Source organism: uncultured Castellaniella sp. (assembly GCF_937988725.1).
Classification (GTDB): domain Bacteria; phylum Pseudomonadota; class Gammaproteobacteria; order Burkholderiales; family Burkholderiaceae_B; genus Castellaniella.
On the sequence record NZ_CALKHS010000003.1, the window covers coordinates 230048 to 245650 of the forward strand.

Sequence of the window (15603 nt, forward strand, 5' to 3'; positions counted from 1 at the left end):
GGAGACGCACATGGATACTCTGAGTCGGATGGTGGACCGGTTTTCCCGAGGACTGGGGTACCTGGCCGGCCTGCTCATCTTCATCATCGCCGCCTTGCAGATCAGCGAGATCCTCAGCCGCAATCTGCTGAACACCAGCCTGAGCATCGTCTGGGAAATCGCCGCCTACCTGCATATCGTGGCCATATTCCTGGCCGCGGCATTCACCCTGCGCAGCGGCGGGCATATCCGCGTCACGCTGCTTCAGTCGGCCAACCCGCGCCGCTTCGAACTCATCAGCACGTTCGCGGGCCTGGCGATCTCGGTGTTCCTGAGCTATGCCCTGGTGTCGCTGGCCTGGCGCTACGGCGTCAGCGGCCGCACGTCCGGGACCACCAACGATATCCCCCTGGTGTATCCGGCCTCGCTGGTGGCTTTCGGTTCCGTCCTGCTGAGCATTCAGCTGGCCTTGCGGCTGTTCCAGGCCGCAACGGGCCGCCCGGCCGAGTTGAACGAGCACGAAGCGGTCCTGACCGCCGATTGATTGCCCGAGACTGGAGAGCCCATGCCAATCATCACCACGATCATTTTGCTGTTCGGCCTGCTGGGCGCGGGGGCCTGGATCGGGCTGAGCCTGATGGGAGTCGCCATCGGCAATCTATACCTGTTCCGCTCCATGCCGGTGGACAATCTGCTGGCCCAGTCGATCTGGAACACGCTCACCTCTCCCGAGCTGGTGGCCTTGCCCTTGTTCATTCTGATGGCCGAGTTGCTGTATCGCTCGACCTTCACGCGCAATCTGTTCTCGTCCCTGGAACCCTGGGTGCGCAATCTGCCCGGAGGCCTGCTGCACACCAACGTGCTGGGCTGTACCTTGTTCGCCCTGGTGTCAGGCTCTTCGGCGGCCACGACTTCGGCCATCGGACGCATTACGCTGCCCGAGCTGGAAAAACGCGGCTACGACCGTTCCGTCGCGCTCGGTTCCCTGGGCGGGGCGGGGACGCTCGGCTTCCTGATTCCCCCCAGCATCATCCTGATCATCTACGGGGTGCTGACGCAGACGTCCATCCTCAAGTTGTTCGCCGCGGGCATCGTGCCCGGCCTGGTGCTGGCCGCCAGCTTCATGGGCTTTCTGGCCATCCGTTCCTTGTTCCTGCCCAAGATCGAGGCGCCAGCCACGACGCGCGCGGAACTGTGGCGCATCCGCATCCGGGGCTTGCCCGCCCTGCTGCCGTTCCTCATCTTGATGTCGGTGCTGCTGGGGTCCATGTACGCCGGCTGGGCCAGCCCCTCCGAGGCCGCCTCGGTGGCCGTGGCCGCGACTTGCGGGATCATGGCCTGCGAACGTTCGCTGTCGTGGGCGACGGTCAAGGACGCCTGCATGGGCTGCGCGCGCACCGTCAGCATGCTGGGCCTGATCATCGGCGCCGCCGGCTTTCTCTCTGTCTCCATGGGTTTCCTGGGCCTGCCCCAGGCCATTGCGGCCAAGATACATGCCATGCAGCTGAGTCCCATCCAACTGGTGATTTTTCTGCTGCTGGTCTATGTCGTGCTGGGCATGTTTCTGGAGGGCATGTCCATGCTGGTGATGACGCTGCCCATCGTGGTGCCTCTGATCCTGGCCGCCGGTTACGACAAGGTCTGGTTCGGCATCTTTCTGGTCATCGTGATCGAGCTGGCGCAGATCACTCCCCCCGTGGGCATGAACTTGTTCGTGATTCAGGGGCTGACGAACGAAAAGATGTCGCGTATCGCCGTGGCGACCCTGCCGTTTTTCTCCATCATGGTGATTTTTGTGCTGGTCATGGCCCTGTTTCCCGCCTTGATCTCCTGGTTGCCCACCTTGATTGCGTGAGGATGCATCCGGTCCCTCCGGTGTCTGGTGATCGTGGTTGATCGATCCGCCTGCGCGGCGGAGCGATGTGTCTGTTTTGAATAATCTTTCAAGAGCTTCTTATGCCTTCTTTTCAAGATCAGTTTTTTTCTGAATGTCTGGCGTCCGAGATCAAAAGCAGATTTCATCAGGTGGATCATGACCATGCGGGGCAGAAGCGTTTGTATTTTGACAATGCTGGCGGCGCTTTCCGCTTGAAATCCGTGCTCGACCGCATGGTCGAGCTGGATGCGATCCCGGACAATATAGAGCGCGTTCACACCGTGGCGCGCCACCTGCAGGATGTCCAGGCCAGAGGGGAAGCGGATTTCCGCTGCATGCTGAACGCGAAAGGCGGCAGCATTCATGCGTCCCAGACCGCTTCCTCGGTCATGTTCGACATGGTGCGCGCCATCTCGGAGAACGTTCCCGGGACCAATATGGTGACCACCGTGCTGGAGCATCCTTCGGCTTTTGACGCCATGTCCCTGTATGCCCAACGGTCGGGCAAGGAACTGAGGGTCGCGGGGAGCAACCCCCATACCGGTGGCATCGACGTGGACGAGATCGTGCGCCTGGTCGACCAGGACACCTGCGTGCTCAATGTGATCTGCGCGTCCAATATTTCGGGCGCGAAGCTGGATCTGGAAGCGATCGTCCAGCGGGCGCGCGCCATCAAACCGGATCTTTACATTCTTGTCGATGCCGTCCAGCATGCGCCTCATGGCCTGATCGACCTGCAACGCACGCCGGTGGACGGCATCAATATCGCACCGTACAAATTCTTCGGGGCCCGTGGCTCGGGGGTGGCCTGGCTGTCGGATCGTGCCGCCGTATTGCCGCACCACAAGCTCCATGGGAAGGATGCCGGCTTCTGGGGCCTGGGCAGCGGCACGCCCTGGCAGTTCGCGGCCATGACCGAGATCGTCTCCTATGTCTGCTGGCTGGGTGAGCGGTTTACCGATAGCCGTGATCGCCGCGACCTGTTCGCGAGCGGGATGACCCGGATCGAACTGCAGGAACGCGCCTTGCTGTCACGATTGCTGGATGGGGGCGGGTCGGTCCGCGGGTTGCGGCATATCCCGGGGGTGACGGTGTATCTTGATTATCCCGACCTGAGCAAGCGCGACCTCATCGTCATGATCGGCATGGGAGATCACGATTCTTCGCAAGTCGTTCTGGAATACGAACGGCGCGGCGTGGTGGTCTATCAGCGGACCGCCGGCAGCATCTATTCGAAACGGATGCTGGATTCGTTCAACATCAGCGGGGGCGTGCGGATATCCCCTCTGCATGTGCATACGCCTGAAGACATCGACCGGTTTCTCCAGGTGACTGCCGAGATGGCGGGCGCGCTGGCCTGATTGCCCGGTCACGGGGACGGCGCGCCGGCGTTGTTGCATTAAGTCACTCTCTGTTCGTACGGCCGTCGCCCATCCTACGTAGCATTCGATACAGCGGGCGGCCCGCGTCGCTCATCTGGCATGGAAGCAAGAATGCGCAGAGACGTGAAAATCGGAACATGGGTGGCGGCGGCGCTGCTGGGCGCGCTGGCGCTTTGCGTGGCGGTCATCTGGACCTTCAACTGGAATCTGGTGCGCGCGCCCCTGGATCGCCAGCTCAGCGAGCTGCTGCATCGGCCCGTGTCGATGCAGGACCTGTCCGTCAGCTGGTTCTGGCCTCAGGACCGTTCCGGTTGGCGCGGCTGGTTGCCGCTGCCGCGCATCCGGGTCCAGGGCCTGGTGGTGGGCAATCCGCAATGGATCCAGGGCGACGGGAACCTGCTGCAGGCCGGCGATGTGGCCGTTGTCGTCGACCCCTGGGTATTGCCCGATCGCGTGGCGCGCATCGACAGCCTGCAAGTCACCGCGGCGCAGGCCTCGCTGCAGCGCGCCCAGGACGGCGCCGTCAACTGGAGCCTGACGCAGGCCCCGTCCGCCGACTCTGCGTCGGACTGGAGCTTCGACCTGCGCCGCCTGCAGTTGCAGGACGTGGACGTGCGGGTGCGCGATGCCGCCAATCGGCTCGACCTGCGGGCGAGCCTGAACAGCCTGCCGCAAGTGACTTCCGAGGGCTACGGTTTGGGCTGGAAGCTCAGCGGCAGCTATAACCGCGCGCCTGTCCAGGGGCAGGGCAGTTCCGGCGGCATTCTGTCGCTGCAGCAGGGCGGCCAGCCCTTTCCCATCGACGCCACTGTGAAGATCGGCGAAACGCTGATCCAGGCCCGGGGTTCGGTGACCCGTCCGCAAGACCTGGCGGCGCTGGACGTGCAGCTCAAGCTGCAAGGCGCGACCATGGCCGATCTATATCCCATCTTGGGAGTGGTGCTGCCCAACACCCCCGCCTACAGCACCGAGGGCCATCTGGTCGGCACGCTGCAGCCCGGGCATGAAACCTGGACGTATTCCGGCTTTCGCGGCAAGGTCGGCGCGAGCGACATCGAAGGCACGCTCGAATACCGGATCCGCAAGCCGCGCCCCTTGTTGAGCGGCGAATTGCGGTCATCGCTGCTGAGATTCAAGGACCTGGGCCCGCTGGTCGGGGTCGACTCCGCGGCGCGCAAGGCCCGGCGCCTGGAAGCGGTTCACAATGCCGAAGGGGAAGCGCTGCAGCCTGCCAAGAGAGTGCGGCAGCCCGCCGGCAAGGTGCTGCCGGTCGATCCGATCTCCACCGACAGCTGGGGCACGATGGATGCCGACGTCCGGTTCTCGGGACAGAAGATCGTCCATTCCAAGGAATTGCCGCTGGACCACATCCAGACCCATGTCGTGCTGAGCGATCGGGTGCTGCGCCTGGAGCCGCTGGACTTCGGGGTGGCCGGCGGCACCTTGGCCACCGTGATCCACGTCGATGGCCGCGGCAAGCCCTTGAAGGCGGACATGACGCTGACGGCGCGGCACCTGAAGCTCAAGCGGCTGTTTCCGGGCGCCGAGAGCATGAACGCCAGCTTCGGCGAACTGCATGGGGATGCCAAGCTGGCCGGCGCGGGCAACTCCATCGCCGCGTTGCTGGGCCACGCCAACGGCGATGTGCGCGCCTTGATCAGCAAGGGCACGATCAGCCGCCTGCTGCTCGAGACCGCAGGCTTGAATGTGGCCAACATCCTGATCAACAAGCTGTTCGGCGACAGCCAGGTGGTGCTCAATTGCATGGCCAGCGATTTCAGCGTGCGCGACGGCCTGATGAGCATCCGCGTCTTCAGGCTGGACACCACCGATGCCGTCGTCGATGTCACCGGCACCATCAACCTGGCCACCGAGGCGCTGAACCTGGATGTCACGCCCAAGAACAAGTCGGTGCGCGTCTTTACGCTGCGCACCCCGCTATATGCGCACGGTACGTTCGCACACCCCGACGTGGGCGTCTACAAGGGGCCGCTGCTGTTGCGCGCCGGCGCGGCTGCGCTGCTGGGCGTGGTGGCCACGCCTTTCGCGGCGCTGCTGCCCTTGTTGAATCCGGGCACGACCGAGGCCGCCGATTGCCAGGCCATGCTGGCCCATCCGGGCCGCACGCCGGCGCCCGAGGCGCGATCGAAACGGAAGGCGCCCACTCACTCGGCGCCTGAGCCGCGTTGAACGGGCGCGCGCGCCGATGCCGGAGTTTCAGGCAACAAAAAACCCAGCCGAAACCGACTGGGTTGATTGCAACTGGTGGCCCGGGGCACGATCCCAAAACGGGCGTAAACCAGCATAAATAAAGAACCTTTTCAGAATTGATGAAATCCGAGGGAACAGTTTAGGTAACAGTCCCCATAGATGCAAACATTACGCTTCTAACACCTAGGTACCAATGGCTAGGATGCATCTTGGATTGTACTCCATTTGGAAGTACAATTATCGCTCCAACCCGAGAGGCTTGCCATGTCCAGCATAGTAGAAGCAAAAGATGAGCGGCTTCAGGTACGCCTGAACGCCGAGGCCAAGACCGTGCTTCAGCGCGCGGCGAACTACCGCCATAAGACGGTGAGTCAGTTCGTGCTGACGACGGCTTTGGCCGAGGCTGAAAAGGTCATTCGCGAGAACGAGGCCGTCACCATGTCGGCGGCGGATTGGAAAGTATTTTACGACGCTCTGAACAATCCTCCCGCACCGAATGCCGCGTTGCGGAAGGCGTTTGCCAAGTATCAGAAGTCGGCTGAATGACAGTCGTGCCATTACCCTGGCGAGCCTTGGCGTTTGATAGCAAGGTGCATGATCGCACCGTTTTCTCCTGTGGCGCTGCTGAACTTGACCGCTATCTTCGAGAGCATGCGTCGCAGGACATCAAACGGGATGTTGCTCGTGTCTTTGTGGCTGTGCGGCCCGAAACCACGGCGATCTGCGGTTATTACAGTCTGAGTGCGACGAGCTTCCAGCGGGATGAACTGCCTGCGGAACAGGCCAGGAAGCTACCGCGCTATCCCGTCCCTGCTGTCCTGCTTGGCCGTTTAGCTGTCGATCGTGATGCTCAGGGATCGGGTTTGGGCGAGTTCCTGCTTATGGATGCGATGTATCGTACATTGCTCGCAACACAGGTAATGGCCGTCCACGCGATGGTCGTGGATGCAAAAGACGCTGCTGCCGCTAAGTTCTATCGCAAATACGGGTTTATTGATTTTCCGAACAGTACCCAACGGTTGTTCTTGCCTATGGCGACGATACGTCAATTGCAGGAGTCTTGAACTCGGGGATTTTGGCTGCTGCGGTCTCATACTCGCGAAGCCGCAATACCTTGAGTGCGGAGTATCGATCTCGCATCGCAACCATGCTACCGTGCGTTGGACTTTCAATTGATTACAGAGAATGGTTAATTGGTTTATCCAGTTGATGCGGCTAGCTACCAGTCTAGGCTGCAATCGGAGGCGGCCCGGCCTTACGCTTCTTCGCCGTGTCTTCCGAACGCCTGTGCACGAGTGCGCGCCAGTTCTCAAGTGCAATGATGTCTGTGAGCAGTTCGTCTGGACCAGGAATGGCAATAAGGGCACACTTTCCCGGCGTAGCCGCTACGAGTGTTCGCTACGAGATGAAAAAATCCCCTGCTCGTAGGATAATGTTGCATCTGCATACGGTGGCAGATTACATATTTTCAATTGAACAATTGCCAGGACTCTTGCCAATGACCACGACTAAGAATGGAAACCGGAGCCCTTCCACTCCCCCGATAGCCAGACCGATCGGCACCAGCCGTCCGGGAAGTACACCGGTCAAGGGTGGCATTCCTACGTCTCACATGCCACCCGTACCGCCAAAACCGGCCGGAGGCGGAAGCGGTAAGTGACGGAACAGAGCGTTGCCTCATCCGAGCAGGATACCTCCGCTACCCTGGAAATTTACGTGCCGTCCGAGGAAGCTCAAAAGCTGTTTAAAGAGTTTCTTGATGATGCACGGAAACGTCAGCTTTCCAGTTCGGAAAATTTCGATAAAGCCATTCTCACATACTCCAGTGGAGGACTGGCTCTGTCCTTGGCTTTTCTTAAGGATTTCATCCCGATCAGAACGGCCAAGCTATCTTTTCTGCTGTATGGGTCATGGTCGTTATTCGTGCTGGCGACCGCGTTGACTATCCTCTCTTTTTTGGTGAGTTATCGCGCACAGGAGTTATCCATACTATTTGCACAGAGGTATTATCTGGAAGGAAACTCCCAGTATCTCAATAAGACGTCGTGGTGCGACCTGTACACCAGATTGTCGAATCGATTTGCGGGCAGTGCGTTCATTCTTGCTCTTATTTTTACGTCGGTATTTGTTGCTATCAATCTGAATGAGGCGAATCAAATGTCTGAAAAGAAAGATTTAGCAGTCAATGGCGTGCCAGCCTCCACCATGCAGGAAATGACGAATGTGTCAACGGACGCTCCCCTTCACAAGGGCTTGCCCGCTGGCATCATGACGCCACTTTCCCCCGGCGCTATGCCTTCCTCAGCAGAATCGGCACCCCAGACAACGCCCACCAGTACGAATAACGAACCTTCGTCCGGGCAGACGTCGGAGTAGCAGGGGTCCCCACAATGGCATCCCACGATCCTATTAACCGGAGCCTTGCTGTCGTCGATAAAGCGCTACGCACAGCATTCCCCGATGATTTCGACAAGCGTTGCATGTATGCGGCATTTGGATTGCGTCAACTTTTGCAAGCAGCGGGCTTGACACCTCAAATTGTTGGTGGACAGTTCATGTGCCTTGTTGTGTCGCCAGATGGCAAACAGGCAACCTTTCAAGGTTTTGGTACTCCTAATTCTCAGGCGCCCGAGCCATCGCACTATTGGATAGAGGTCGGGCAGGCATTAGTGGATCTGGGGCCGCATTACTTGCCGCGCCGTTCTAGTCACCCGGCGGCATCGATGCCCTTCGTGCGTTGGTCTTTGCATACCAGTCTTCCCCCCTTTTTGCGTTATCAAGAGGCGGTCCGGTACGATCAGAACGTGATGCTAGCCGCCGACCCCGTTATTACAAAGAGAATGAAGGACTTTCTTGATTACTGTTTGCAAGAAAGCCAAGCTACAACTGTTGAGATGACGCTCCCAGGCTGGCAATTGAAGGATATGACTTCGCTACAGTATGCGGCCCAACGGGGCGATGCTTGGGCGCGGGCAGGTATGTTCTTTCTCAAAAATCGACCTGTCGTTTCTTTACCTTTTTAGCAAGCAGCTGATGGGCATGCACATCTTGCTATTAAACTGGCCGATCGTGTGTCTTTCATGGTCAAGAGAGCAAGTTGAAGTAACTCAACGTGGCGTCTCTTGACTTGATCAGGCCGAACGCCTTCAGGTACGCTATTCGCTCATCCCTGACACCAATCACGTGTCGGGTGGCACTTGCCTTCAAGCTTAGAGTGAGGGTGGGCCTTGCTTTGAGGTCATCGTGCCACGGCGTGCTCCGCGTGCTTGTTTTTCAGCCTTAGCTATGGGGGGCGTCATTTCCTTGTTCTTACTGTCGCCTCTAGCGTTCGAGCTTTACTCGAAGCCTGCGGGCACGCTCCTTGAAGGCCGTATCCCCCCCTTCAAGGATGTCGCACACTTGCTTGCGAATGTCTACGTCCTCCAGTCCACCGGAGGAGTAAGTGAAAGTTGGAAGGTCTGTTCCTGTTGAGGGACTGGCATCGGCGACGATAATCTGATCGGCATCTGTGTTGATCACAAGGTTTGCATTATGTGTCACGATAATGACTTGTCGCTTTGAGCGTGCTTCCATAAAAAGTGGTACTAACTCGTCGTTGACTGATTTAGGATCTAGGTTTTCCTCGGGCTGGTCAATAATAAGAGGTCGATCATCTGCTTCATCAAGCGCAAGATACAGCAAGAGCAGAACGATTCCGCGTGTCCCGGGAGACAGTTTATGGATGTCTGATCTGTCGTAAAGTATTTCGTAGCGTACTGAGATATGGCTTGTATCAAACAGCCAATGAGCAAACTGCAGTGACCACTGCCGGAATGACACCTGATCATCTGGTGCGAATGGAGCATGGGAAAAGAGTGATTTTGAGTACTTGGCGATAAACTCTGACATTGATGTCTGAATATCTGCTGCTGAACCTTGTTCCCACGCTGTTTTTAATTCAGAAAGAGCAATTTCCTCTAACCTCCCACGCCCCATAAATGGGCCAGATTTACGGCAGTCAATGAGATGCTCTTCTCCATGATTTGCCCAACATGCGACATCGGCAGAACGGGATACCCGAATACTGAGCTTCTTGAGAGTGCCGCTGTTGGCGCTAAGTCGAGTCATAAGTGGTGCATACAGATCGACGAGAGCCTGTTGCTCGCTGATTACTGCTTCGAAGAGACGTCCATAGGCATTTTCTCGTTCAGCCTGAAGTGTTTTGCGTCGCTCTGCTGCTCCTTCTGCATCGGCTAGTTGCGTTTTTAACGCCTGCAACGCATGACTTTCGGTGTTAATCCGTTTGGACAACGCTGCATACTGTTTTCTTACGACAGTGTCTGCACTAATTAATTTCTCCAGCCTGTTCATCTCTGCTTTCAATACTGAGAGAGGAATAGTGGAGAGGTCGTCTTCTGGTTTGATAAGCGAAGTATTCGGATCACCGTCTGCTACTGTCGTACCAGTTAGATTCGCGATCTCTTTGTCAGCCCACGCGATGTAGCCGTCCAGGGCACCGTCGACGTCACCCTTGTATACCAGGAGAAATGAGTCCCATTGACTGTCACTCAGGCCGCTGCTGGGATATCTTGCAATGGCTTGCCTAAGCATTTCTGGAGCTTTGGCTACTCGGGTGCTAGTAACTTCGTCCTGCATAGCGACAAATGTTCTGCGTTGCGTAGTAAGTGCCGTAATGCGTGTGGTAAGCATTTGGACGGCAGTGCTTAGCTCGGCATGTCGGTTAGCCTGTGCCTCTGTTCCTTTCAGCACAAATTTTTTTAAATCTGCGGTGTAGCCTTTAATGATCGCTTCCTTACTTGCAACTTGGGTTTTCAAGCTTGCGATTAGTGCCTCCTTTTCAATCTCTGTAGCGATACGATCAGAGATTGAGGCAATTGCTTCAGCTTCGCGCTGACGCGCCTGCTGGAAACGATGCGTTTGTTGTTCACGCAACTGCTCAAAATTAATTGCACCGTCCTGCTCGTCAGGCGTATGAGCCTCGAAGATTACGCGCTCAATCTCGCGGATTAAACCTTGCGATGCGCCGGTTGAAGAGCAGAGTTCTTCAACGAACTGCTGGGATAGATAACGTGCGCGCGCAAAGGTCCACGCGTCGTTGGAGTCTCTACCGTCCAGGTGGCGATTCGTTGTGCTCCCTCCGCCCCAGCGTAGGCAGACTCCACTGTCCCGGAGAAGTGGCCGTGCCCTGGCCAAAAATGATGGACTGATGTCCATGTCGTCTCGCCGAGCTATATCCCCGATGGAGTCACATCCCGCGGCAATCATATCGGCGAGAGCCGTTTTCCCCGAGCCACGCGCGCCAATGATTGCGACTAAACCCGAGTTTAGTGGTATGGATTTGGTCGCCATCCAATCAGCCCCTTCAACGTCAACGCTGGCAATTACTTGTGACGGCATGGCAGTTTTTGGGGGTTCGGCACCGACATAAGCCCTGCTAGCGGGGTCTATGCACGCTTGTCGCAAAGCATCAAAGGTAAGTGCCCCTTTGATCCAAGAAAATCGATCGTCCGCAGGCTGGGCGGTATCTGGGAGACTGTGAGCGTCACTGCCGTGCATACATGGCTTGCAGCCGCCGTATCGTTCTTGCAATTGTTGAAAGGACAGGGCACGTAAACCTAGCCAAAATTCACGCTGGGTAGGGTTACTGGTAAAAATGAAATGAGAAAATTTTTCGATTTCCTGTCGAATGGTCTGATCTGCCGCCTGACGAAGGCCAGATGTGCCATCACCGGAGCCTCCAGCAACTCCAATCAGAATATTGGCCTTTGCCCAAGCGCTATCGGAGTACGCCGTTCGTAAAGTTGTAAAGTTGACTTTAAATTGGGTTGCGCCGTGAGCCAATGCAGCGCGATCATCTTGGATCGAGGGATCTGCAGCTTTGCCGAGACGAATCAGATCATCGACGGTACAGTCAAATCGGTCGTCGTGCGCCGAGAAATGGAGACGAGAGAGAAATCTACGGATTTCAGTAACGTGGTTTGGATCATCAGGATTTACTAAAAGATGGAGATTCACGAATCCGGACTTGGCCGCTACATCCAAACGTACTTCTATGTTGGGAATGATTAGCGAAACGCCAGGAAGTCGCCCTGATTCCTTGTATCGGCAAACTTCCTCATACAGTGTTGTAGTGTAGTAGTCAGTAATAGCAATGGCCTCAATTGGAGGAGAGGCGTTTTCAAGCGTATCTAAATAGCTGTTCCAATCGTCAGATTTAAATTGGTTATTTAGTATCGTCCCGGGAGCATGGATATGAGGCTCCCAACGATGCCACTCAGACCCGCGTGTGATCATTGCTCTTTACTCCAAGTTGGTATTTATAGTGCTCTCCTATCTATGAATGTATCAAAAATCAACTAAATAATGTTATGGCTGACAGTGTTCACTGTATGAGCAAGTCATCCATAGCGTCTCTGCTTCTGCAGACCGCGCTGCTCCAGGTTCGCTATTCACTCATCCCTAACGGGACTGGCCATGGCCAGCCTTGCACATCGCTGACGCCTACGGCCCGGCTTCCCGCTTCGGGCCTGCGCGTCGGGTAGCAGCGGCCCATTGCTGCGCCGCCGCCCCCTAAGAACCGTACGTGCGAGTCACCCCGCATACGGCTCAAGCCATTCATCAGCACCATGGACTGGCACCGGGCAGTTTGACTGAGCGTTTGGAGGCTCGACGACGGGAGAGGTACTTGGCCCATGCCGGGTCGAAGGGATGAGCAGCCGCTGCGATCTTTACGTGACGGATGATCGATACCGCCGGCGCACGGAAGAGTTTGAGCACGACGATTTTGCCGTCGGCCGAGCCCTTCGTGGCGAAGTTCCAGTTGCTGCGTCCAATGACATGGAAATACCGGTCTTTGACCCATCGCGCTCCTTTATTGGGATGCCTTCGCTTGGCCCAATTCCAGAGCAGACGCCAGATGTGGGCGTCAATCCATGAGAAGGCTCGCTTGGCCACGCTGTGACGGTGATACATCACCCAGCCACGGATCACCGGGTTGAGCAGCCGTATCAGCGTTTCCTGCGTAATGCTGGCGTTGCCATTGACGATCTGCCTGACCTTGTCCAGCAGGGACTTGATGCTCTTTTGCGCTGGCATGGTCAGACATAGGTCACCGTACTTGCGCACGTTCTGACCGAGAAAGTCGAATCCTTGCGCTATGTGCGTGATCCGAGTTTTCTCCTCCGACAGTTCCAGCCCGCGCTCTGCCATGAAGCGGCGGATGGCGGGCAGAATCTGGGATTCGAGCACGTCTTTGGACGCACCCGTCACCACGAAGTCATCGGCATAGCGGATGATGTTGATTTTGGCTTTTCGGCGTTCGCGATCCGTTCTACCGGGGTGCACGTGTACTGCTGCCTCCAAACCATCCAACGCCATGTTCGCGATCACGGGCGAGATGATGCCTCCCTGGGGAGTGCCTGCCCGCGTTTCGAACAAAGATCCCTCATCGACGTAGCCGGCCTCCAGCCATTGGCGCAGGATCGACCTGTCCATCGGTATGTGCTCTAGGAACCAGCGGTGGCTGAAGTTGTCGAAACAACCCCGGATGTCACCTTCCAGTATCCACTCTGCCGAGTTGCGCTTGCATAGCGCGTTGAAGCACTGTTCGATGGCGTCGGCCGTCGAGCGTTCCGGTCGGAAGCCATAGGAGTTCGGGTCCGCCAGGGTCTCTGCAATAGGTTCCAGAGCGAGCTTCCACAAAGCCTGCATCGCCCGGTCCCGCATGCAGGGAATTCCCAGCGGCCGTTTCTTCCCATTGCTCTTGGGGATGTAGATGCGCCGCAGCGGCATGGCACGGTATCCGCGTATGTCTCGAATCAGTTGGCCGATCTTCTGCGGTTCTAGGATGGTGGCGTAGTGCTTCACCATCGGGCTGCGTAGTTTGAAATCAGCTACGCCCTTTGCCATGAAGTTATCTCCAGGCTTCAAGAGGCCGAGGGTGACGGCTCGGGCATAGACTCGTTGCAGGCTTTCTCGCAAGCGTATAGCCGTTTCACGGGTTCCTGCGAGTGAGATGGCCTCCAGGCATTGCAGGACGTCTAGCTGGTTCAATGAGCCGATAGGGTGTCGGCCAAGTTTCGGGAAGGCATGCAGCTCTAACTGGCGCAGAATCTTCTGGCTGTAGTCGTCGCTCCACTCATGCACGGCTTTTGCGTGGGTGTGCCATTCCCGGGCAACCTTGTCGAAGGTGGCGAGCTCTTGACGTCGCGCCTCTTGTCGCTCCTCACGCTTTCGCGCGCGAGGATCTTTACCGATAGCGAGGTTCTGGCGTTGCCCTGCTGCCAGTTCACGTGCTCGGGCGAGAGACACTTCAGGGACAGTTCCCAGAGTCAGCTTGACGCGTTTGTTCTCGATGTTGAGGTAGATGAACTGCCAGCTCTTTTTGCCGCTGGGATGGACGCGCAGATACAATTTTTCCCCATCGGACAGCAAATACTCTTTGTCCGCGGGCTGGGCGAGCTCTATGGCTTTGGCGGTAAGCTTCATCGTGTGGCTCCCAATTTGTTCCCTGGAAATATGGGGAACAAGATAAGGGAACGCGGCAGGGAACAAAAACCCTGGGATTCAATGAAACAACGTGGGAAGTGATGAGGCAGATTTTCTTCGCAAGTCCTTGTTTTCTTAGAGAAAATGGGATGCGATGAAACCAGATGGGAAGAGGGGATGGTGGCCCGGGGCGGAATCGAACCACCGACACAAGGATTTTCAATCCTCTGCTCTACCGACTGAGCTACCGGGCCAAGACGTCGAATCATACACGAATTTTTGACCGTGCGCAGACCGCCCGGCCGGAAAACGCCCCAATACCCGCTTCGCGACCTATAATACGAAAGTCTCCATCTGTAAATCTCTCTGCGGCATGTCCGTTGACGTCCTAACCTTTGGCTTGAACCACGTTTCCGCGCCGGTTTCCGTGCGCGAACGGGTGTCGTTTCCGATCGAATTGCTCAAGCCCGCGCTGTCGGCGCTGCGGACCGCGTTCGGCTCCTCGGTGCGCGAAGCCGCGATCCTGTCCACCTGTAATCGCACGGAAATCTACTGTGCGGCCGATCCGGGCGTGCAGGCGAAGCTGCCGGCCTGGCTGGCGGAATTCAATCGCCTGGAAGCCGGCCAGCTGACGCCGCATCTGTATGAATACCAGCACAACGACGCCGTGCGGCACGCGTTTCGCGTGGCCAGCGGGCTGGATTCCATGGTGCTGGGCGAACCGCAGATCCTGGGGCAGATGAAGGACGCCGTGCGGGCCGCCGAACAGGCGGGCACGCTGGGCACCTTGCTGCATCAGTTGTTCCAGCGCACGTTCTCGGTCGCCAAGGAAGTCCGCTCGCAGACCGCGATCGGCGCCCATTCGGTGTCCATGGCGGCCGCCGCCGTGCGCCTAGCCGAACGCGTGCTGGGCGACCTGTCCTGTGCGAACGTGCTGTTCATCGGCGCGGGCGAAATGATCGAACTCTGTGCGACCCACTTCGCGGCGGCGCAACCCCGCCAGATGGCGGTGGCCAACCGCACCGTCGAACGGGCGGAACTGCTGGCCGCGCAATTCGACGCCCGCACGCTGAAATTGTCCGCCTTGCCGGATCATCTGGCCGAATACGACGTGGTCGTCTCCTGTACGGCCTCATCCTTGCCCATCCTCGGTCTGGGGATGGTGGAAACGGCCGCCCGCACGCGCCGCCATCGCCCCATGGTGATGATCGATCTGGCCGTGCCGCGCGACATCGAACCGGAAATCAGCCGCCTGGCGGACGTCTACCTCTATACCGTGGACGACCTGGGGCGCATGGTGCAGTCGGGCACCGATGCCCGGCGGGCCGCCGTGGTGCAGGCCGAAGCCATCATCGAAGCCCGCGTGCAGCATTTCATGCACTGGCTGTCCAACCGCGCCATCGTGCCGGCCATCATCGACTACCAGCAGAACGCCGACGCTCTGCGCCAGGCCGAACTGGACCGCGCCCGGCGCCTGCTGGCGCGCGGCGACGACCCGCAGGCCGTGCTGGAACAGCTGGCCTACAGCCTGACGCACAAATACATGCACGGCCCCCTGGCGGCGCTCAATCGCAGCGAAGGCGCGGAACGCGACCAGCTGCTGACGCTGCTGCCGCGCCTGCTGCCCGAATCCGGCGCCCGCCGCCGGTAGCGGCTCTTTCCCTTTCT

At 58.0% G+C, this 15603-nt stretch carries 11 protein-coding genes and 1 tRNA gene; 9 read left to right on the top strand and 3 right to left on the bottom strand.

Annotated elements, in window-relative coordinates:
- Positions 1–10 precede the first annotated feature (10 nt).
- The 8 genes from Q0263_RS02535 to Q0263_RS02570 all read left to right on the top strand — a co-directional run bounded on the left by Q0263_RS02535 (position 11) and on the right by Q0263_RS02570 (position 8471).
- Complete coding sequence (locus Q0263_RS02535; protein ID WP_298013029.1) at positions 11–523, top strand: TRAP transporter small permease subunit; 513 nt, start codon at positions 11–13, stop codon at positions 521–523.
- A 21-nt stretch (positions 524–544) separates the two neighbouring features.
- Positions 545–1834, top strand: a complete 1290-nt coding sequence (locus Q0263_RS02540; RefSeq protein ID WP_298013031.1) for a TRAP transporter large permease subunit — start codon at positions 545–547, stop codon at positions 1832–1834.
- 101 nt (positions 1835–1935) lie between these two features.
- Positions 1936–3216 (top strand): aminotransferase class V-fold PLP-dependent enzyme, encoded by a 1281-nt coding sequence (locus Q0263_RS02545; RefSeq protein WP_298013033.1) that lies wholly within the window; start codon positions 1936–1938, stop codon positions 3214–3216.
- Between the two features lie 144 nt (positions 3217–3360).
- Positions 3361–5427, top strand: coding sequence for an AsmA family protein (locus tag Q0263_RS02550; protein WP_298013035.1), 2067 nt, complete (start codon positions 3361–3363; stop codon positions 5425–5427).
- Between the two features lie 285 nt (positions 5428–5712).
- On the top strand, positions 5713–5994 hold the full coding sequence (locus Q0263_RS02555; RefSeq protein ID WP_298013037.1) for a DUF1778 domain-containing protein: 282 nt from the start codon (positions 5713–5715) through the stop codon (positions 5992–5994).
- Positions 5991–6512, top strand: coding sequence for a GNAT family N-acetyltransferase (locus Q0263_RS02560; RefSeq protein WP_298013039.1), 522 nt, complete (start codon positions 5991–5993; stop codon positions 6510–6512). Before Q0263_RS02555 ends, Q0263_RS02560 begins: the two co-directional genes overlap by 4 nt.
- 592 nt (positions 6513–7104) lie before the next feature.
- Positions 7105–7824 (top strand): hypothetical protein, encoded by a 720-nt coding sequence (locus tag Q0263_RS02565; RefSeq protein ID WP_298013040.1) that lies wholly within the window; start codon positions 7105–7107, stop codon positions 7822–7824.
- Between the two features lie 14 nt (positions 7825–7838).
- The gene (locus Q0263_RS02570) at positions 7839–8471 is read left to right on the top strand and encodes a hypothetical protein (protein ID WP_298013042.1); all 633 of its coding nucleotides are present in this window, start codon (positions 7839–7841) and stop codon (positions 8469–8471) included.
- Between the two features lie 298 nt (positions 8472–8769).
- Here the strand turns inward: Q0263_RS02570 and Q0263_RS02575 are convergent, their stop codons facing one another.
- The 3 genes from Q0263_RS02575 to Q0263_RS02585 all read right to left on the bottom strand — a co-directional run bounded on the left by Q0263_RS02575 (position 8770) and on the right by Q0263_RS02585 (position 14189).
- Positions 8770–11742, bottom strand: a complete 2973-nt coding sequence (locus tag Q0263_RS02575; RefSeq protein WP_298013044.1) for a TrlF family AAA-like ATPase — start codon at positions 11740–11742, stop codon at positions 8770–8772.
- 324 nt (positions 11743–12066) lie between these two features.
- Positions 12067–13935, bottom strand: coding sequence for a group II intron reverse transcriptase/maturase (gene ltrA / locus Q0263_RS02580; protein WP_298013046.1), 1869 nt, complete (start codon positions 13933–13935; stop codon positions 12067–12069).
- A 178-nt stretch (positions 13936–14113) separates the two neighbouring features.
- Positions 14114–14189: transfer RNA gene (locus Q0263_RS02585), tRNA-Phe, on the bottom strand.
- Positions 14190–14308: 119 nt separating this feature from the next.
- On the opposite strand from Q0263_RS02585, the gene hemA reads away from it, so the two are divergent.
- The gene (gene hemA, locus Q0263_RS02590; RefSeq protein WP_298013047.1) at positions 14309–15586 is read left to right on the top strand and encodes a glutamyl-tRNA reductase; all 1278 of its coding nucleotides are present in this window, start codon (positions 14309–14311) and stop codon (positions 15584–15586) included.
- Positions 15587–15603 lie beyond the last annotated feature (17 nt).

Excerpts from the sequence above, each read along its gene's own strand:
- Q0263_RS02535 (WP_298013029.1), top strand. The coding sequence starts at position 11 with ATGGATACTCTGAGTCGGATGGTGGACCGGTTTTCCCGAGGACTGGGG.
- Q0263_RS02540 (WP_298013031.1), top strand. The coding sequence starts at position 545 with ATGCCAATCATCACCACGATCATTTTGCTGTTCGGCCTGCTGGGCGCG.
- Q0263_RS02545 (WP_298013033.1), top strand. The coding sequence starts at position 1,936 with ATGCCTTCTTTTCAAGATCAGTTTTTTTCTGAATGTCTGGCGTCCGAG.
- Q0263_RS02555 (WP_298013037.1), top strand. The coding sequence starts at position 5,713 with ATGTCCAGCATAGTAGAAGCAAAAGATGAGCGGCTTCAGGTACGCCTG.
- Q0263_RS02560 (WP_298013039.1), top strand. The coding sequence starts at position 5,991 with ATGACAGTCGTGCCATTACCCTGGCGAGCCTTGGCGTTTGATAGCAAG.
- Q0263_RS02570 (WP_298013042.1), top strand. The coding sequence starts at position 7,839 with ATGGCATCCCACGATCCTATTAACCGGAGCCTTGCTGTCGTCGATAAA.
- Q0263_RS02575 (WP_298013044.1), bottom strand. The coding sequence starts at position 11,742 with ATGATCACACGCGGGTCTGAGTGGCATCGTTGGGAGCCTCATATCCAT.
- ltrA (WP_298013046.1), bottom strand. The coding sequence starts at position 13,935 with ATGAAGCTTACCGCCAAAGCCATAGAGCTCGCCCAGCCCGCGGACAAA.
- hemA (WP_298013047.1), top strand. The coding sequence starts at position 14,309 with ATGTCCGTTGACGTCCTAACCTTTGGCTTGAACCACGTTTCCGCGCCG.